General features: G+C 38.4%; 15 protein-coding genes and 4 pseudogenes. 8 read left to right on the plus strand and 11 right to left on the minus strand.

Annotated features, from left to right (window positions below; genetic code table 11):
* Nucleotides 1-16 precede the first annotated feature (16 nt).
* A complete protein-coding gene (gene recQ, locus WG932_RS27090) occupies nucleotides 17-2,194 on the minus strand; it encodes a DNA helicase RecQ (RefSeq protein WP_014020824.1) in 2,178 nt (725 codons plus the stop codon).
* 98 nt (nucleotides 2,195-2,292) lie between these two features.
* On the opposite strand from recQ, the gene WG932_RS27095 reads away from it, so the two are divergent.
* Genes WG932_RS27095 through WG932_RS27105 form a run of 3 tightly spaced genes read left to right on the plus strand, consistent with a single transcriptional unit; the run spans nucleotide 2,293 to nucleotide 4,338 of the window.
* The gene (locus WG932_RS27095; protein ID WP_483085990.1) at nucleotides 2,293-3,261 is read left to right on the plus strand and encodes a KpsF/GutQ family sugar-phosphate isomerase; all 969 of its coding nucleotides are present in this window, start codon (nucleotides 2,293-2,295) and stop codon (nucleotides 3,259-3,261) included.
* Nucleotides 3,262-3,263: 2 nt separating this feature from the next.
* Nucleotides 3,264-3,773 carry a sugar phosphate nucleotidyltransferase gene (locus tag WG932_RS27100; protein WP_483085991.1) on the plus strand — a complete coding sequence of 170 codons (510 nt, stop codon included), beginning with the start codon at nucleotides 3,264-3,266 and terminating at the stop codon, nucleotides 3,771-3,773.
* A gap of 37 nt (nucleotides 3,774-3,810) precedes the next feature.
* Nucleotides 3,811-4,338, plus strand: a complete 528-nt coding sequence (locus tag WG932_RS27105) for a hypothetical protein (RefSeq protein ID WP_483085992.1) — start codon at nucleotides 3,811-3,813, stop codon at nucleotides 4,336-4,338.
* Nucleotides 4,339-4,348: 10 nt separating this feature from the next.
* Here the strand turns inward: WG932_RS27105 and murQ are convergent, their stop codons facing one another.
* The 8 genes and pseudogenes from murQ to WG932_RS27145 all read right to left on the minus strand — a co-directional run bounded on the left by murQ (nucleotide 4,349) and on the right by WG932_RS27145 (nucleotide 10,788).
* Complete coding sequence (gene murQ / locus WG932_RS27110; protein ID WP_014020827.1) at nucleotides 4,349-5,158, minus strand: N-acetylmuramic acid 6-phosphate etherase; 810 nt, start codon at nucleotides 5,156-5,158, stop codon at nucleotides 4,349-4,351.
* A complete protein-coding gene (locus WG932_RS27115) occupies nucleotides 5,155-5,520 on the minus strand; it encodes a hypothetical protein (RefSeq protein WP_483085993.1) in 366 nt (121 codons plus the stop codon). Before WG932_RS27115 ends, murQ begins: the two co-directional genes overlap by 4 nt.
* A 62-nt stretch (nucleotides 5,521-5,582) precedes the next feature.
* Nucleotides 5,583-5,996, minus strand: a complete 414-nt coding sequence (locus tag WG932_RS27120) for a hypothetical protein (RefSeq protein WP_483085994.1) — start codon at nucleotides 5,994-5,996, stop codon at nucleotides 5,583-5,585.
* Nucleotides 5,997-6,224, minus strand: a complete 228-nt coding sequence (locus WG932_RS27125) for a cytochrome b5 domain-containing protein (protein WP_014020829.1) — start codon at nucleotides 6,222-6,224, stop codon at nucleotides 5,997-5,999. It lies immediately after the preceding gene.
* 51 nt (nucleotides 6,225-6,275) lie between these two features.
* Nucleotides 6,276-7,433 (minus strand): formimidoylglutamase, encoded by a 1,158-nt coding sequence (locus WG932_RS27130; RefSeq protein ID WP_014020830.1) that lies wholly within the window; start codon nucleotides 7,431-7,433, stop codon nucleotides 6,276-6,278.
* A gap of 248 nt (nucleotides 7,434-7,681) precedes the next feature.
* A pseudogene (gene nqrF, locus WG932_RS27135) lies at nucleotides 7,682-8,984 on the minus strand (NADH:ubiquinone reductase (Na(+)-transporting) subunit F).
* A gap of 124 nt (nucleotides 8,985-9,108) precedes the next feature.
* Nucleotides 9,109-9,950 (minus strand): annotated as a pseudogene (gene accD, locus WG932_RS27140) (acetyl-CoA carboxylase, carboxyltransferase subunit beta).
* A gap of 103 nt (nucleotides 9,951-10,053) precedes the next feature.
* Nucleotides 10,054-10,788: a mechanosensitive ion channel family protein gene (locus tag WG932_RS27145; RefSeq protein ID WP_483085995.1), complete on the minus strand. Its 735-nt coding sequence runs from the start codon at nucleotides 10,786-10,788 to the stop codon at nucleotides 10,054-10,056.
* 473 nt (nucleotides 10,789-11,261) lie between these two features.
* Here WG932_RS27145 and WG932_RS27150 point away from each other — a divergent pair.
* Nucleotides 11,262-12,894: pseudogene (locus WG932_RS27150) on the plus strand (carbon starvation CstA family protein).
* 73 nt (nucleotides 12,895-12,967) lie between these two features.
* On the opposite strand, the gene WG932_RS27155 reads toward WG932_RS27150, so the two are convergent.
* The gene (locus WG932_RS27155; protein ID WP_014020835.1) at nucleotides 12,968-13,552 is read right to left on the minus strand and encodes a porin family protein; all 585 of its coding nucleotides are present in this window, start codon (nucleotides 13,550-13,552) and stop codon (nucleotides 12,968-12,970) included.
* 437 nt (nucleotides 13,553-13,989) lie between these two features.
* Here WG932_RS27155 and WG932_RS27160 point away from each other — a divergent pair, with 437 nt between their 5' ends.
* Nucleotides 13,990-14,511: a hypothetical protein gene (locus WG932_RS27160; RefSeq protein WP_483085996.1), complete on the plus strand. Its 522-nt coding sequence runs from the start codon at nucleotides 13,990-13,992 to the stop codon at nucleotides 14,509-14,511.
* Nucleotides 14,512-14,558: 47 nt separating this feature from the next.
* Complete coding sequence (locus WG932_RS27165; protein ID WP_483085997.1) at nucleotides 14,559-14,783, plus strand: hypothetical protein; 225 nt, start codon at nucleotides 14,559-14,561, stop codon at nucleotides 14,781-14,783.
* A 540-nt stretch (nucleotides 14,784-15,323) separates the two neighbouring features.
* Here WG932_RS27165 and carB read toward each other — a convergent pair.
* Nucleotides 15,324-18,142: pseudogene (gene carB / locus WG932_RS27170) on the minus strand (carbamoyl-phosphate synthase large subunit).
* 500 nt (nucleotides 18,143-18,642) lie between these two features.
* On the opposite strand from carB, the gene WG932_RS27175 reads away from it, so the two are divergent.
* Together WG932_RS27175 and WG932_RS27180 are read left to right on the plus strand one after the other, a co-directional pair.
* The gene (locus WG932_RS27175) at nucleotides 18,643-19,086 is read left to right on the plus strand and encodes a hypothetical protein (RefSeq protein ID WP_149394491.1); all 444 of its coding nucleotides are present in this window, start codon (nucleotides 18,643-18,645) and stop codon (nucleotides 19,084-19,086) included.
* Between the two features lie 69 nt (nucleotides 19,087-19,155).
* Entirely contained in the window at nucleotides 19,156-19,758 is a 603-nt protein-coding gene (locus WG932_RS27180) for a S8 family serine peptidase (protein ID WP_483085998.1), read from the plus strand.
* Nucleotides 19,759-19,762: the final 4 nt, after the last annotated feature.

Consider the following 19,762-nt stretch of genomic DNA (forward strand, 5'->3'; position numbering starts at 1 on the left):
TTGGTATTTTCTTTTTTTAATTGGCGTGATCTGAAATAAATTTAATTCGGTATACCCGTACTTCTTCTTCAGCAAAGTCATCTTCTTCGAGCTCTGCCATGGCATCCTTAATATGGTCCGATTCCGCCGTCATAAAATAATCATGAAGGATGTCTTCTCTTTCATCATCCATGATGTTTTCTATATAATAATTGATATTTAATTTAGTTCCGCTGTAGATGATTTGCTCAATCTCATGTAATAATTCACCCATGCTGATGTTCAGGTTCATGGCGATTTCATCAAGATCAATTTTCCTGTCTATCTGTTGGATAATGGTGATTTTCACCTTGGACCTTGTCCCGGATGTTTTAACGACCACATCGGAAGCGGTAATGATTTCATTTTCTTCTACATATTTTTCAATAAGTCGGATAAAGGACCTTCCAAATTTAGTAACTTTCCCTGTGCCAACTCCATTTATTTGAGCCAATTCCTCCCTGGTTGTGGGGTAAACTGTTGCCATTTCCTCCAGAGAAGGGTCTTGAAAAATCACATATGGAGGTAAATTTTTAGCTTTTGCTACCTTTTTCCGTTCTAGTTTTAATAACTCATAAAGCTTTTCATCATAAGCCTTGCCTACATTACTCATTTCTTCTGAGGAGACATTTTCAGCCATTTCATCAAAATTGTGGTTTTTACTAATCACTACAGAGTATGGATTTTTTAGAAAATCCTCGCTTTTTTCGGAAAGTAAGATAATGCCATAGTTCTCTATGTCTTTTTCTAACAAACCAAAAATCATAGACTGCCTCAATACTGTCTTCCAGTGGGTTTCATCCTTGTCTTTGCCAATGCCAAAGGAAGGTAATTTGTCATGGCCATAGCTTAAAATATAATCGTTTTTCTCTCCTTTTAAAAGGCTAACGATATGGTCCATACTAAACCGTTGGTTGGTGTCTTTAACGGCATTGATGACTTTAATAATGTCTTCTTTTCCTTCAAAGGTTTCCTTTGTTTTCTTACAATTGTCACAAAAACCGCAATCCTTGGAAAGGGTTTCTCCAAAATAATGCAACAAAAACCTTCTTCTACATACAGAGCTCTCAGCGTAGGCTGCCATTTCTTGTAGCAAAACCCTTGCATTTTCTCTTTCGTTTACGGGTTTGTCCTTGTTGAACTTTTCTAGTTTAATGATGTCTTCATACCTGTAAAACATCAAACAATGGCCTTCAAGCCCATCTCTACCGGAACGCCCGGTTTCTTGATAATAGCCTTCCAATGATTTTGGAACATCATAATGAATCACGTACCTGACATCAGGTTTGTCAATTCCCATTCCAAATGCAATTGTGGCTACAATCACATCTACTTCCTCATTTAGGAAGTCATCTTGATTTTTCACCCTTACATGACCATCTAGTCCGGCATGATAGGGTGCGGCATTGATTCCATTTACTTTTAACAGTTCGGCTATTTCAGTAACCTTTTTTCTGCTCAAGCAATAGATAATCCCTGATTTCCCCTTTTGAGACTTTATGTATTTAATGATTTCTTTTTTCGTCTCACTTTTAACCTTAGGCCTTACCTCATAATAAAGGTTGGTTCTGTTAAAAGAGGATTTAAAAAGATCCGCCTCTTCCATCTGCAGATTTCGCTGAATGTCTTGCTGGACTTTGGGGGTGGCAGTGGCTGTTAAAGCAATCACCGGAAGGTTGTCTCCAATTTGAGCAATGATTGACTTTATCTTCCTGTATTCCGGCCTAAAATCATGTCCCCATTCCGAGATACAATGGGCTTCATCAATGGCCACAAAGCTGATGTCTGCACTTTTTAAGAATTTGACATTTTCTTCTTTGGTCAGGGATTCAGGGGCTACATACAGTAGTTTGGTTAGTCCTGCACTTACTTCACCTTTAACCCGATTTGATTCGGTCTTGCTAAGGGTTGAATTCAGAAAATGAGCATTGATGCCAAAACTATTCAATTGATCCACCTGATTTTTCATTAAGGCTATCAATGGAGAAATGACTATGGCTGTTCCCTTATTTGAAACAGCAGGCAATTGATAACAAAGTGACTTTCCTGCACCGGTTGGCATTATTACAAAGGTATTGTTGCCTTTGAGAATATTGTCCACTATCAACTGTTGGTTCCCTCTAAACTGATTGAAACCAAATATTTTTTTTAAATTATCTTTAACTGCGCTATCCACTACATTAATAGTTTAATGAGTTACTCCCTGTCAATTATTAATGTTTAAGGCAAAACTTTATTACCTTTATACAAATCTAACAATTAACAGCTGTAAAATTGAATTTACTAAAAAATATTAGAACCACGGCAATAAATGTGTTTCAAAACGAAGCCAATGCACTATTAAATTTAATACCTGAGATTGGTGATGAATTTGAGACTTGTGTTAAGGATGTTTTAAAGAGCAAAGGTAGGGTAGTTATTACAGGAATAGGTAAAAGTGCTATCGTTTCAAATAAAATTGTGGCAACGCTGAATTCTACAGGTACTCCTTCTTTATTTATGCATGCAGCAGATGCAATTCATGGGGATTTGGGTATGATTAAAAAAGAAGATTTTGTAATTTGTATTTCCAAAAGTGGAAATACCCCTGAAATCAAACTATTGGTTCCCATGCTTAAAACACTGGGAAGCAAGTTAATCGGACTAGTGGGCAATAAAGACAGCTATTTGGCCAAGCATTCTGATTATGTATTGTTTACTGGGATAGAGGAGGAAGCATGTCCCAATAATTTGGCGCCAACTACAAGCACTACCGTTCAAATGGCGATGGGCGATGCTTTGGCAATTTGCTTACTAACTGCTCGAGGTTTCACAGCGGAATCCTTTGCTCGGTTTCACCCGGGTGGCACATTAGGTAAGCAACTTTACCTAAAGGTAAAAGATGTAATAGATGCTAGCTTGTTGCCAATGGTAGAGGAGAGCGCATCCCTTAAGGAGGTTGTCTTGGAAATAAGTAGCAAGAGATTGGGGGCAACAGCCGTAGTGGATGCAGCCCAAAACCTAAGGGGTATCATTACTGATGGAGATTTGAGGAGAATGCTTCAAAATAATTTTGAAGTGTCTGAAATCAAGGCCGGAGATATAATGACCAAAAATCCAAAGACCATATTATTGGATGATTTTGCAGTAAAAGCAGTAGAGGTAATGAGAACTTTTAACATAACACAGCTAGTGGTGAAGGACAACTCATCTTTGGTTGGGTTTGTTCATATTCATGATTTGATGAAGGAAGGTATCGTATAGAAATGAAGAAAGAGGACAGGTACATTGTGATTTTGGCTGGTGGTTTGGGTATTAATTTTTGGCCTTCTAGTAGGCGCCAAAGGCCCAAACAATTTTTAGATCTATTGGGAACGGGTCGCACCTTGTTGCAAATGACTTACGACCGATATGTCAACCATTTTGAAAACTATCAATTCATTATTGTTACCAATAAAGAATACTTCACTTTGGTAAAAGATCAATTACCGGATATTCCCGAAGGGCAAATCCTGGTAGAGCCTATGCAACGAAATACAGCTGCATCTATAGCCTTAGCGAGCTATAAAATTCAAAAGCTTAATCCAAATGCTAAAGTTTTAATTAGCCCTTCCGATCAATTGATCTTTAATGAAAAGCTGTTTTTTGAAGCCATAGATAAGGCCATGGAAGGTGCCTCATCCTTGGGAAAGCTGATAACGATTGGAATAAAGCCCAATAGGCCGGATACAGATTTTGGTTACATCCAGTTTTTCCTGAAACCGGACAACCAGTAAAAAAGTCAAAACATTTTCTGAAAAACCCGATTTAGATTTGGCCATTACCTTTATCGAAAGCGGAGATTTTGTATGGAATACCGGGACTTTTGTTTGGAAAAACGAAAGCATCATTCAGGCCTTCGGTAAATACCTACCTGATATGGCTGAAGTATTTGAAGAAGGCGAAGTTTATTTTTGTACAGACAAAGAGGCTGAATTTCTAATAAAAGCTTATAGTTTTATTAGAAATATTTCCATTGATAATGGGATTTTTGAAAAATCGAATGAAGTGTTTGTAGTGCTGGGAGAGTTTGGCTGGACGGACCTTGGATCCTGGCAGAATTTATATGAAGTCAGTGAAAAAGACCAAGAGAACAATTCAGTTAAAGGCCAAGCAATGCTATACGAAACCAGTAATTGCTTCATCAGTGTGCCTCCCAGAAAACTGGTTGTGGTTCAAGGGCTTAAAGATTACCTTATTAGTGACAGTGAAGATGTATTATTGATATGTAAGCTAGATGCAAATAGCAAATACAAGGAATATATTTCCGATGCCAGAAAGATTGATGAAAGTTACACCTGACCTTAATTGATTAAACTCTTTTTTCAAAGGCTTCAACTGCATTTCTTACTGAACCATGTTCTTTAAGCATTGCTAAAGCTTCTTCTTCTTCAAGTCCTGTGGCTTCCATGATCATCAATGCCCCTCTTTGAACCAATTTTTTGTTGGACAGCTGCATGTCCACCATTTTATTGCCTTTTACCTTTCCAAGTTTAATCATCACACTGGTAGATATCATGTTAAGGGCAAGTTTTTGAGCAGTCCCGGATTTCATTCTAGTACTTCCAGTGACAAACTCAGGACCTACCACGATCTCTATCGGCATGGCCACTTCTTTGGCCAATGGGCTGCCTTCATTGCATGTTATGCAGCCTGTTAGTAAACCTTCCTTCATTGCATTTTTTACTCCACCTATTACATAAGGAGTTGTGCCGGATGCGGCTATACCGATAACGGTATCTTGAGCGTTGAAATCAAATGCCTGAATGTCTGCCCAAGCTTGCTCAGGATCATCTTCAGCATTTTCCACAGCTTTTCTTATAGCTGTATCACCTCCGGCTATAATGCCAATTACCAAATCATGAGGTACACCATAAGTTGGCGGGCACTCTGAAGCATCAAGGATTCCTAGTCGGCCACTTGTGCCTGCTCCAATATAAAATAAACGACCACCTTTTTCCATCCTCGGAACTATGGCTTCCACCAATTTTTGAATTTGAGGAATAGCCTTATTGACTGCATGTGGTACCGTCTGATCTTCTTTGTTCATATTGGTCAATAGTTCGTTGACCGACATTTTTTCAAGGTGATTGTAATAAGAGGCGCTTTCTGTGGTTCTCATATTTTTTTCTGATGGTAGAGTGTTAATCCGGCTATTGGAGTTTCGAGGATAGTATTAATTTGTATGTTAAGGTCGTGTCCAATTTGTCTTAGGACATCATTGTTATAATAGGCAATAGATCCGACAAAATTAACAGGTTTGCTTTGATAATCTTTGTACCTCATGACATGCCTTGAGAAGAAATCTTTGAAACCATTGTAGAACAGTCCATAACAATATGGGTCAGCCTTATGTTGGGCTATAAATTCACAAAAGCTTGCCATAAAGCGATTGGGAAATGGCCTTTTATAAACATTGTCTTGAATATCAATAATGGAAAGGTGGTATTTGTCAATAAAAGCTTCCCTGATAACAGTCGGCATGTCATCGTAAATAAAATCTTGTAGGAAGTGCTTTCCAATATAAGTTCCTCCACCTTCATCTCCTAATAGGTAACCGGGGAGGGCCTGCTGTCAGTTATTTTGTCTCCATCATAGTCACCACTATTTGAACCAGTTCCTAATATGCAGGCAATTCCTGCTTCATGACCACAGGTAGCCCTAGCGGAGGCCATAAGGTCATGGTCCACATATACCTTGGCATCTTTGTAAATGCTGTTGATGGCATTTTTTACAGTTTCTTTATTGGTCTCAGATGTGCAACCGGATCCATAAAAATAAACCTCGCGAATAATGTCTTTCCACGATAGGAGGTCAGGGGTTTGAAGCCCTAGTTCCATATCCTCTTTGGTCTGGTAATAGGGGTTGAACCCTACCGTTCTTGTTTGATGAACTTTATTATCATGTGTGATTACTCTCCAGTCCGTTTTGCTAGAGCCACTGTCTGCGATCAGAATCATTTATATTAAATAGCCAATTGGTTCAAATTTATCAAATACATTTTCATTATGTGGGGCATCTTCCAGTTCCTCTGTTAGGTCTTGCCCTGCCCAATGTTCATAATGTTTGCCATTTTTCCACAGTCTGGAATTCCCTACATCATATATTTTGCCTTTGTAAGCAATCCATATGTCAGGTTTGTCCTGTCCGTTTCTTAAGGCCAGTTGATTTTTAGAAATAGAAATCATATGCTTATTCTCTTGCAAATATAGGACTACCTAGGGTATATGCATGTAATATTAATAAAGTTTTAATTGGGCATTGACCCAGCGCTCAGGTATTTCACCTTTTTGGGCAGTTTGATAATCCTGATAGCTACAAGGAATAATGGTATCTCGATTGAATTTTTCTCCTTTGTTCCTTGGGATTTCCAACCACCATTTTCCACTTAGTTTGCTTTTATAAAAATGCAAGATGGATGGCTTGGAATCTAAGGAAACCGTGTATTTGATATAGTCACTACTTTTAAATGATAGGCTGTCTTTTCTCTGGTGAAACCCTTCGATAAAATACCAAATCATGGTGGCTATGATTGCGGCGGTTTTCTGTCTTGGGTCGTCCAAATCCACATGGTATCCATAGATTCCAATGGAACTTAACTTTTCATTGGTTCCCGCAAACCAGCATATTTGGCAGGCTTCTTCTGCACTTAAGCCAAAAGGCTGTGCTCCAATGGCTCCGGGGGCATCCGAGGAGTTGATGGAGCAAATGTCAAAGCTTAATAAATCTGCATTTCGAATCAGGGGTTCTGTTTCTTTAAAATTATCCCTTAACTGACCCAATCGGATATGGTCAAAGTAAAGCTTCTCTAAGGTAGTCACCAATTCTGGATCAGTCAAAAAACTTTGGTAGGCAAGATGGCAATAGTTAAACATATAATTGGGCTCATGTAAAACCACCTCTTGAGAGTGCATGTCCTGAGGATTGCCAGCATCTTCCATGTCCATTTTAGCATCAACTGTAAGTAAGCTGACAAGTTTTTTCATGTGTTGGTAGGCCTTGAACTGTCCTACATCTAAGTCATGACTTCCCCCGATAAAGATTGGCAAAACCTGCGTTTTTATCATTAATTCACCAATGGAACTTATCAGAGAGCGGGTTTCTTGTAAATTTTCACCGAGTTTGATATTCCCTAAATCTGCGAGACTGTAATTTCCTTGCCCCTTTTTGAGGGAATATAATTTTTTGCGAATGGCAGAGCTGCTAGCCAATGAATTATTCAAAGCATCATCCCCGGTGCCCCTGTATTCTTCAATGCCTATGATAGCGATTTGAATGCCTTCAAGGTCAGGAAATGTTTCATCATGACAATGAATGTGGTGAAAAAATGCATTGTGCCCATATTCTTCTTGTAGAATTTCGGAAGGGATAGGTTCGAAAAATGCCTGTAAATCCATCGTTTTCTTTTAGGGATTGAGTATAATATCAGAAATGTCAAAAGGTGGCCTGTAACTGTAAACCTCCAGTCGCGGCTTGGAATTAACACTTCAAAAGCCTGGTGTCTGTTCAAATATTCCTGTTAATCAATTGCCTTTGCCAACTGAAACTGTACTGAAAGGCTTATTTTGTAATACAGTATAAAATTATAGAAAAACGAGGCATAAAAAAGTCCCGTTAAACTTTAACGGGACCCTTTAGTTAATTTTTATCCTCCGAAATCATCGAATCTGATATTCTCTTTTGGAACACCCAAATCATCCAGCATCTTAAGTACTGCTGCATTCATCAAAGGAGGGCCACATAAGTAATATTCTATCTCATCCGGTTCGTCAATATCTTTAAGGTAGTTGTCATAAAGAACTTGGTGGATAAAGCCTACATAGCCATCACCCTCCTTGTCATCCATTGACTTTTTCACTTTCCAATTGTCCTCAGGTAGAGGTTCGGATAAGCCGATGTTGAAACTGAAATTTGGGAAATCTTTTTCAATACCTCTAAAGTGTGGGGTGTAGAACAATTCCTTTTTAGATCTACCTCCATACCAATAAGATACTTTTCTATTTGTTTTCTCCGTGTGGAAAAGATGGAAAAGGTGAGATCTTAATGGAGCCATACCGGCACCACCACCAATGTAAATCATTTCTCTTTGGGTAGGGTTGATATGGAATTCACCATAAGGTCCTGAAATGGTTACTTTATCACCCGGCACTCTTGAGAAAACATAAGATGAACATACACCTGGGTTAACATCCATCCATCTGTTATTGGCTCTATCCCAAGGTGGAGTAGCAATACGAATGGTTAGCATCACGATGTTTCCTTCTGCAGGGTGGTTGGCCATGGAGTAAGCTCTAAAAAGAGGCTCGTCATTTTTCATGGTAAGATCCCATAAACCAAACTTATCCCAATCACTTTGATAAACATCATTCGGGTGTTCTAGCTCAGGGTGCGGAGTAATATCCATACCCTTAAAAGATACCGTAATGGCAGGAACATCTATTTGAATATAACCTCCCGGTTCAAAGTCCAAGGTTTCACCTTCAGGAAGTTTTACTTTAAATTCTTTAATAAAAGTAGAAACGTTGTAATTAGAAATTACTTCACATTCCCATTTCTTAATACCGAAGATTTCTTCCGGAATCCGGATCTTCATGTCATTTTTTACCTTTACCTGGCAAGAAAGTCTAACCTGGTTTTGTTTTTCTGCTCTGCTAAGGTGCCCTTCTTCTGTAGGAAGTACTTCACCTCCACCTTCTTCAATGGTACACTTGCACATGGCACAAGTACCCCCACCTCCACATGCTGAAGGAAGAAAGATTTTTTTGCCACTTAAAGTGTTTAGCAGGGTGGATCCGGCAGATGCAATTAAAGGATTTTTTCATCCCCGTTAATTATAATTTTTACATCTCCTGACGACACCAATTTTGACTGGGCAAAAGAAGAACAAACACCAGTAGCAGAATAATAATGGTAAATGCTACTATCGAAGTAATGATTACTGAACTCATTTAATAAATTTTTATCTTTATCAGTATGTTTAACTGGTTTTGAATCGTACAAATATATTTATATTTCCCCAAAACCATCACAATCTTGGGATAAATTAATCCCAAGATTTAATATAATAACCTTCTACTGTCGAAGAAGGTTTAGCAAGGTGTAAATTCTGTTTTTCAACTGTCTTCTGTCGATGATAAAGTCTAAGAACCCGTGTTCCAAAACAAATTCTGAACTTTGAAATCCTTTAGGTAAATCTTTGCCAATGGTTTCTCGGATTACTCTAGGACCAGCAAATCCGATGAGTGCTCCCGGTTCGGCAATATTGAAGTCCCCCAACATAGCAAATGAAGCCGTTACTCCTCCAGTGGTGGGGTCTGTCATTAGAGAGATATAAGGTATTCCTGCTTCATCCAAAAGTGCAAGCTTTGCAGAAGTTTTAGCCATTTGCATCAGACTAAAACCGGCTTCCATCATTCTGGCCCCTCCTGATTTTGAAATCATCAAAAAAGGTACCTTGTGCTTCAAGGAGTAATCAATTGCTCGGGCAATTTTTTCTCCTACCACAGAACCCATAGACCCACCAATAAATTTGAAGTCCATACAAGTAATGACAATATCCAAACCATTCAATTTCCCAACGCCTGTTCTGGCCGCATCCTTTAAATTGGTTTTTGCAATAGTGTCTTTAATTCGGGTAGGATAGGGTTTGCTATCTACGAAATTTAAAGGGTCACCTGATATCATCTCCTTGTCCAATTCTGTGAATTTGTTATCATCAAAAAGGATCTCGAAGTATTCCTTGGAACCGATTTTTACATGATAATCGTCATCCGGGCAAACATAGGAATTGTTTTTTAACTCTCGGGTGTGAATGATATTTCCCTTAGGGGTTTTATACCATAATCCGTCCGGGGTGTCTTTTTCTCCTCTGTTGAGGTTTTAATGCCGGCATCTTTTCTTTTAAACCAAGCCATAAAGTTTTGTTTAAATTATCCCAAACCACATTGGGAGTCCAAATTTATAGGTAATATCTGTTAAATAAAACCAAAATCTACTTTCTCGAAAAGTTTAACCATTTCAATTCTTAATTTCAGTAGTTTCTTTTTCCAACAAAACCCTCGTTTTGGGCAGTGTTTCAGGATGATTTTTTTGTAGAAATTCGAGAAGCTTTTCCCTAACTAAACACCTGAGATCAAAGGCCGTGGGGCTGTCTTTTGCACTCATAAGACACCTTAATTCGATGGTTTTTTCTGTCCAGTCAGTGACTTGTAATACTTGAACCTTCTTGTCCCATAAAGGGGTGGCATCTAAAATCTCTTTTAATTGCACCTTTAATTCACCTACATTCACCGTTGGGTCAACGTATAAAAACACCGTACCCCATATCGCTGCGGTGGTTCTGGTCCAATTTTGGAATGGTTTCTCTATAAAATAGTTGATGGGTAATACCAATCGTCTCTGATCCCATATTTGGACGACCACATAAGTGAGGTTTATTTCTTCTATTTTACCCCACTCTCCTTCCACGACCACTACATCATCAATCCTTATTGGCTGGGTAAATGCAATCTGAAATCCTGCCAATAAGTTGGCAATTGATTTTTGTGCCGCAAAACCTATGATGATACCCATTATTCCTGCTGAAGTAAGTAATCCTGTGCCAATCCTTCTGGCAGAATCAAAATTCATTAATATTGAAGCAAAGGCTATCACCACCACTGCGATAATAAAGATCTTTCTGATGAATGCAACCTGGGTTACAAGCCTTCTTTCACGAAGATTGTCCTCCTTGTCGAAAGTGTATTTTTCCAAAAAATATACCGCAAAACATTGGATAATTCTATTATGATCCAAGTAAATAGGATAATGGACAATACGATAAACACCCTTTCTTGTGTAATATTTAAGGAAGGCGGGGGAGGTAGAAAAATCCAATGAGCGGATAAATGGCTAAAAACACCCCCATTTCAGTGCTTGTGAAAACTTATTCATGGATTGCTTCCCTTTCCGAGTGCTAGGCTTGTGAAAAAGTCTTAATAATTTCGGAAAAACCAATTCCATGAAGAAATGGCTAAAAATCAATAATCCTAAGCAAGCACCTAGAAAAAGGAGGGTCGGCTTGTTAAACATTTTAAGAGAGGATTAATTTGGAAAATCGTAATAATGGGAATAACAATGTGTCTTTTCTATCTGCCATTGGTACTAAATAATTTTTAAATTAGGGTTTATTTCCGATGAAATCAATTTTCTAATTAACTTTGAGGCTTGAATAATAAATCCAAATCATGCAACTGACGTACCTTTTTCTTTTTTCCGCAATTATTTTAATAATAGCGTATTTCACCTATGGAAAATTTGTCTTTAAAAAGTTTAAAATAAATAATAATAATCTTGCTCCTTCTCATCGATTGAAAGATGGTGTAGATTACGTCCCTAGCAAACCTATTGTAGTTCTAGGCCATCATTTTGCATCTATTGCCGGTGCCGGGCCAATTGTGGGTCCTATCATTGCCGTAGCATTTGGCTGGGTGCCCGCCGTAATATGGATTCTGATCGGTGGGATATTTTTGGTGCCGTTCATGACCTTGGCAGTATGGTGGCATCCCTTAGGAATGATGGAAAATCAATTGGGGTGATCATTCAAAATAATATTGGAAAAAAGGAAAAAGACTTTTTATCTTGTTTAGTTTTTCAACTTTGATTTTAATCATTGCTGTTTTCGCGGATATCATTGCCAAAACATTTATCAATAACCCGGGAGTTGCTTCGGCTTCTATTTTATTTATTTTGCTTGCTGTGGTTTTTGGCTTTGTTACCAAGATGACCGAAAATAAAAAATCTGCTTTCCTAGTGGCTTCTATCGTAGGAGTAATAGTAATGTATTATTTTGTTTACTTAGGTATGCAGGTACCCTTTGAACTTAATTACCAAGTCTGGATTTATATATTGTTAATTTATGCCTTTATTGCATCAGTTACTCCTGTATCCATGTTGTTGCAACCAAGGGATTACCTGAATAGCTTTTTGTTGTATGGGTTGATTCTTGCTGCGATTGTTGGTGTGGTGATTGCCAATCCTACCATAGTAATGGATACGGAAGTACATATAAATAGTGAAAATCTAGGTTACTTATTTCCGGTGCTGTTTGTCACCATAGCTTGTGGTGCGATTAGCGGTTTCCATTCATTGGTTGCTTCAGGGACAACTTCCAAGCAATTAGATAAAGAGAGCGATGCCAAGGTCGTTGGGTATGGGGGAATGTTAATAGAGTCCTTTTTGGCTATCATTTCCGTAGGTGCAGTAATTGTATTAAACCGCTCAGATTATATGTCAAGATTAGGTGAAGAGGGTCCGGTCCCCCTGTTCGCAGATGGGCTTGGTGCGATCATTTCCTCTTTGGGTATTTCGGAGTCCTTTGCTATAGGCTTTGTGGCACTGACAGTTTCAGCTTTTGCACTTACCACTTTAGATACCTGTACAAGGCTGGCAAGGTTTACCCTTCAAGAATACTTTGAAGATGTGGAACAGCCGATTGGTAAAAAGTTATCACAAAATAGATACCTCTCAACTGGCGTGGTTGTCATATTGTCTGTACTATTGCTGGGGAGTGGTGGATTCACCACTTTATGGCCAATTTTTGGTTCGGCCAATCAACTTTTGGCAGCCCTCGCATTATTGACGATTTCTGTTTGGTTGATCAAAAAGGATATCAACCCCACCTTTGTGACCATTCCCATGTTCTTTATGTTTACCGTCACCTTGACTTCCTTGGGTTTATTTGCTTGGCAAAACTTTCAGAAAGATGCTTATGTGTTATCAATCATTGCAGCCATTTTATTCGTTCTTTCCTTTGCCTTGATCTTTCTTGCCCGAAAAAGTCTGGTTAAAGAGGTTAATTCCAAAGAATTGGTAAATTAAAAAAAGCAACTTCGGTAGGCCATTGAGTCAATCCTACCGGAGTTGCTTATCGCAATAGTTGGCTGAAAATTTTTTAGAATAAATTTATTCCGAGAGAAAGCATGATTTGATTTTGCCTTTGGTCAGTAGGGATTTCTCCAAAATTATTTACAGAATTGGTCAGGGCACCTTCATATTTCAAATCCAATAATAGGTTCCCAATATCCAAGCCTATGCCTGCTTGGTATCCAAATGTAAAATCCTCTGTTGGGGGAATAATGCTTTGGGTAGAAGAACCATCACTGGCTTTTACTTTTCCATCAAGCATATAACTGGCTACAGGCCCTGCCTGAATTCGGAAGGTATTGCCTAATTTCACCCCAACCATTAAAGGCACATCCAGCCTGTCAAAGTCGGAATCGTATTTAAAGGTATTGTTTTGAAAGGAGCCTCCGGTATTGGTATAGAGAACTTCCGGTTGCAAATAAATGACAGGAAGATTTATTCTAGCAAAAACTCCCACATGGTAGCCCATCTGAGAATCTTCTCCTTTAAACCCGTCGGAAACTTGAACATCACCTTGTGAAAGGCCAATCTTAGGACCTACAGACAAAATCTGAGCATTAAGCTGTGTAATGCCTAATCCTGTAAAGAATAGAATAATTAATACTTTTTTCATTAGTTTGGCTTTAAATTAAATAATAGTGCTTTCATTTGACCCGAACCATGCAATGAGGACATTATTATATTGAGTGGCCATAGGTCTATTTTAGGCAGTAATCCGTTAAAAAATGAGCTGCTAGGATAGGCTATAAACCCCAAAATGATAAAACCTTGTTTAGTAATACAAGCCCAAACAAAAGGTCTATCAATTGGTGATTCTGAACTCAAATAATTTGTCCATTGCTTAATTTTGGGTTCAATAAATTAATAACCAATTCTGTGCCGAATTAGTATAGGTTGGGTAAATTAATTTTAACAAATTTTAAGAATTGTGCTTGCTAAAAATTAATCCTTATTTAAGGATAATAACAACTGCATTTTATACGTTATTTTATTCGGTCTATTTTTCAAATAGCTGATTAGTAGTAAATTGTGTGGTTTTTGAATTCGTCTATGAGAAATTTTACTTTTAATTCCATTTGTTTCCTTTGCTTGACTTTCAGTTTTTATTCATGTATAGAGGATACGGATGGTGTCAATGAAGAACTGTACATGGGGGTATCTGCCGCAAGGTGGGATGTAGGGAAGTCTGCCAACTTTTTGTTGGCAGCAGATCAGTTTCCGGCTTTGGAACTGGAATTGGTTTATATGGAAGGGTATGAGCCTTCGGATAAAATGCTTGAATCGCTTGTTGAATTTTTAGAGAAATATACATTCAAGCCTGAAGGTATTCACTTGTTGTTAAAAGAAATTCCTGCTATGAATAAGGAGACTTATACTACAGAGGAAATTGCGACAATCGAAAATGATTACCGTGAAAGTTACAACGAGGGGAATACGATATCAGTATTTCTTTTGGTGGTGGATGGTGATTTTGAGAAAAATGAGGAGGATTCATTTACCATAGGTGCTGCCTATAGAAATACAAGTCTGGTGCTATTTGGAAGTCAAATTGAAAAAAATTCAGGGGGATAAGAAGGCCCAGTAAAAGCAATCTGGAAACTACCGTTGTTTTACATGAGATGGGACATTTGTTGGGCTTGGTAAATGTTGGCAGTGAAATGGTGGAACCACATGAGGATGAAGGGTACGATCATCACTGCGACAATGAAGACTGTCTCATGTATTGGGCTATTGAGACGAATAGCTTTTTAATTATATGCAAGATGCCGTTCCTTCACTTGACAGCAATTGTGAGCAAGATCTCAGGGCAAATGGTGGTAAATAAACGCTTTGTAAAGGCTTAGTGATTAGCTGCTTATAAAATTAGGTTTGCTTTGCTTTTTAAAGATGTAGCTTAATTACAAGTGAATAATAAGACAGCGTTTTAGGTAGGGTTTAATCTTTTACTTCCTCATAGTCAATATAGTCTCCTCCGGAAATAGTGCTGGAAGAACCGTTTTTACCATTCTTTGGTATAAAATCTACATTCACATTGCCATCTTTGGGTTTGTTTCTTTTTCTTGTCTCTTCTCTTTGAGCCTCCTTTACCTGATCTGCAAATTTTTTCAGTTTACTGTTCAGGAAAAATTTAAATAAGCTTGAGAAAACCCCATCCTAAGGCGATAAAGAAAATTATTATTTTTAAAATCATGATTAACAATTTTGAAAGCTCACTAATTCTGTTCAAACACAACAAAGTGCTTAATCCATTAACGGAAAATCACCACTTAGCATTCAATATTAATGGAAAAAAATACAAAAACCAATCTAAACTGTTGTAAAGGAGATGGAATAAAGATACCCGACTTGAAATTCAAGCCGGGTAAGTTTTTGATTTAGGTCTTTTATCTACTCAAATAAAGGTTTCTTTCTGCAAATATTTTTAGAAAATAATCGTCCATCAAATCATCTATAAAATAGATGGCCTCACCTGTAGATTTCATTTCAGGCCCCAATTCCTTATTTACATTCGGGAATTTGTGGAAAGAGAAAACAGGCTCTTTGATTGCATAACCTTTTTTCACTGGAGCGAAATTAAAGTCAGTGACTTTCTTCTCACCTAACATCACTTTGGTCGCATAATTTACGTAAGGCTCTTGGTAGGCTTTACATATAAAAGGTACCGTACGGGATGCTCTAGGGTTGGCTTCAATCACATACACCTTGTCATCTTTAATGGCAAACTGAATGTTTATCAATCCCTTTGTTTCTAGGGCCACTGCTATCTTCTCAGTGATTGTTTCGATTTGTCGAATCACCAGGTCTCCAAGATTATAGGGTGGCAATACTGCATAAGAATCTCCTGAGTGAATACCCGCAGGTTCTATATGTTGCATGATACCAATGATATAAACATTTTCTCCATCACAAATGGCATCTGCTTCTGCTTCAATGGCACCTTCGAGGAAGTGGTCAAGCAATATTTCATTGTTTGGAATGTCGCGAAGAACGGTTACTACATGCTCTTCGAGTTCCTTTTCATTGATAACAATTTTCATTCCCTGTCCACCCAAGACATAAGATGGTCTTACCAATAACGGAAAGCCGATGGTTTTGCAAAGTTCAAGGGCTTCGTCTGTACTATGTACAGTTCCAAATTCAGGATAAGGGACGTTGTTTTCTTTCAAAAGCTGGGAGAACCTGCCTCTGTCTTCTGCGAGGTCTAGTGCTCTGTAACTAGTGCCGAGAATTGGAATATTGTATTTGTCCATTTTCTCTGCGAGTTTAAGTGCAGTTTGTCCTCCAAGTTGAACGATCACTCCCGCAGGTTTTTCATGCAGGATGATTTCATAGATATGTTCCCAGAATACAGGTTCAAAATACAATTTATCCGCAATGTCAAAATCTGTAGAAACTGTTTCAGGGTTACAATTGATCATGATGGTTTCATAGCCACATTCCTTAGCAGCCAAGACCCCATGGACACAAGAGTAATCAAACTCAATTCCCTGACCAACCCTGTTGGGCCCGGATCCAAGGACCACTATTTTTTTCTTTCAGAAACAATGGATTCGTTTTCATCTCCAAAGGAGGAGTAAAAATAAGGGGTTTGTGCTTCAAATTCTGCTGCACAGGTGTCTACGAGTTTAAACACTCGTTTGATTCCCATTTCATCTCTTCTCTTATTGAAAACTTCGCTTTCCAAGCATCCCAATAAGTGGGCAATTTGTCGGTCGGCATAGCCTTTATGTTTGGCCGTTTGCATGAGTTCTTTACTGATGCTCTCCAGCGTTTCTTTGGCAAGGGTGTTGTCCAGGTGTACCAATTCCTCGATCTGCTTCAAAAACCATTTGTCAATTTTTGTCAGATCTTGAATGGTTCTGAATGAAATGCCTAATTTGAATGCATCATAAATATGGAAAAGTCTGTTCCAACTTGGGTTGGCCAAGCTGTACAGAATTTCTTCTTGATTTCTAAGCTCTTTGCCATCAGCACCAAGGCCATTTCGCTTGATCTCTAAAGATTGACAGGCTTTTTGCAAAGCCTCTTGGAAGTTTCTGCCTATACCCATAACTTCCCCAACAGCTTTCATGGAAAGTCCTAGTTTTCTGTCAGAGCCTTTGAATTTGTCAAAATTCCATCTAGGTATTTTGACAATAACATAATCAATGGCAGGCTCAAAGAAGGCCGACGTACTGCCTGTAATGGAATTCTTTAATTCATCTAGATTGTAGCCTACAGCTAGCTTTGCTGCTACTTTGGCAATAGGATAACCTGTAGCTTTGGAGGCCAGGGCAGATGATCTTGATACCCTTGGATTGATTTCTATACCTATGATGGTTTGGTTGTCAGGGCTTACAGAGAACTGTACGTTACATCCCCCGGCAAAATTACCGATGCCATTCATCATGCGGATGGCCATGTTTCTCATTTTTTGAAAAACAGGATCAGGCAAAGTCATGGCAGGTGCCACAGTGATGGAGTCACCGGTGTGGACGCCCATTGGGTCAAAGTTCTCTATGGAACAAATGACCACCATATTACCAAGATTATCTCTGAGAACTTCTAATTCGTACTCTTTCCATCCAAGAATACTTTGTTCAATCAACACTTCATGTGTAGGTGAGGCTTGAAGTCCTGCACTTAATGCTTTTTCAAAATTTTCAGGGCTATCTACAAATCCACCGCCTGACCCACCAAGGGTGTAGGATGGTCTAATTACCAGTGGAAACCCAATTTCTTGTGCGATTTCTTTGCCCTGTAAAAAAGAAGTAGCCGTACGTCCGACGCACACACCAACTCCCAACTCTTCCAGTAAAACCTTAAATTTTTCTCGGTTTTCAGCTGTTTCTATGGCATCAATGTCCACACCTATCATGCGGGTGTTGAACTTTTCCCATATCCCCGCTTTGTCGCAATCAATGGCCAAGTTAAGTGCGGTTTGCCCTCCCATGGTGGGAAGTACACAGTCAATGTCCGGATGCTCTGTTAAAATCTTTACAATTGATTTTTTCTCAAGTGGCAAAAGGTATACATTGTCTGCAGTCACCGGATCGGTCATAATGGTTGCAGGATTGGAATTGATAAGGGTAACTTTAATTCCTTCCTCCCTCAATGATCGGGAAGCTTGAGATCCTGCATAATCAAATTCACAAGCCTGCCCGATTACAATAGGGCCGCTTCCGATTATAAGTACATGTTTGATGCTACTGTCTTTTGGCATGCTTGATGATTTTTGAAATAGTTTACTATTGGCTAAATTGGGGCAAAATTAATCAAATTTATTGAACATCCACATGAATTCTTGTTTTTACGCAGTTCAATTCACAACTAATATTTTTTGCTTGTACCCAATAGAAGCAATCGCCTTAATGTGGCTTTTCAATACTTCCGCCAAATCAAGCGTTTATTATTAATTATTAATTATCAAATGTTAATTAACAATTACCACATTAACCATTAACAATTATTGAATTAACCATTACCCCATTTACCAATTAACAATTATTCAATTAACAATTAACCATTAATCATTTAACCAAGTGTTTAGGCGAACCATTAAGGTGCTTTCTCATAGCTTTTTGTAGCGTTTACACCGTTGCTTACGTCTTAAAGGAATAAGACGAAAGGATTAGGGAATTAAAAATAAAAACTAAATGTTTAAATGTGTTTTTAATCCTTTCTTTTTTGCTTGGATGAGGTAGCAATTAAAACTTGATTATAATGAAGAAAGTAGTAGTTTTTAAAAATAGATGGATGGTTTTGGTAGGCATGGTTTTTCTTTTACCGGTTCTCGGCGGATGCCGAGATAACGATGAACCACCTGTTTTTCAGGCCGAAGGGTACATCATTGGCTACCATCCTTGCGTTGGCGATGCTACAGTAATGACAAGTAAAGGAGAGGGCAAAGGATACCTGGTGGCTACCATAGGTGCCAACCCCGATACCCTGATGCTGTTTGGGGTACCAACCGACATGTTTGATGTTCCACTGGAATGGCACAGTTCTTTGCCAGAAGAGAGTCGTGAAATGTTCAAAATGAAATTTTCCTATCAGATATCGGAGGAAAACATCGGTTCACGATACCATTGTATTGGTTATTTTCCAGGGCATATATTGCGCTATCTGGATCCAGAATATATAGTCTTGAAGGCAGAAAAAATATAATCATAAAACAATAATCTAAAATGAAAATGAAGCGTTTTGTCATACCCGTCCTGTTTTTGTTTTTTGTTCTTGGGATCATTTTCCCTACTTAATAAAGAACAAAAATATTACTATGCCTTTGAAGAAAAAATCCCGCTTTACACCGTTGAAAACCACTATGTACTCAGGTATGATACAATACCGGCAAAAGAGCCGGAATCATTAAAACTTAAAGGAATGTCTCCTGAAATTTCCCTTTTTTGGAAGGATGAAAAGACTGCTATTGTGGATTTAACCAATAAAGGTGCGTCAGTTGACATAATCGACTATCTTAAGGGTTTTGAAAACTTGTATTCCATCCAACCTTTGTTTAAACTTAAAGAAGGTTTGGAAATGCCTGTTACGGATGAATTGGTAATAGGATTTTCACAAATCAAGGAGGAAGAGATCAGAGATTTACACAAACTTTTAGAGGTGACAATATTGGAAACCAATAGCGTGTTCCAGCATTTGAGAGTACCCAGAGGAGCTGATGCTCTCAAAATTGCTAACCAGTACCAGAAAGCGGATTGGTGGAATTTGCACATCCGAATTTCCTCCTATTTGCAGAGCCTTTTCAGGGTGTACCTAATGAACCTTACTTTAATAACCAGTTTTATCTTCGCAATACTGGTCAGGTTTTTAATCCTGTAGAAAA

The organism is Cyclobacterium sp. SOCE241 (assembly GCF_056867545.1).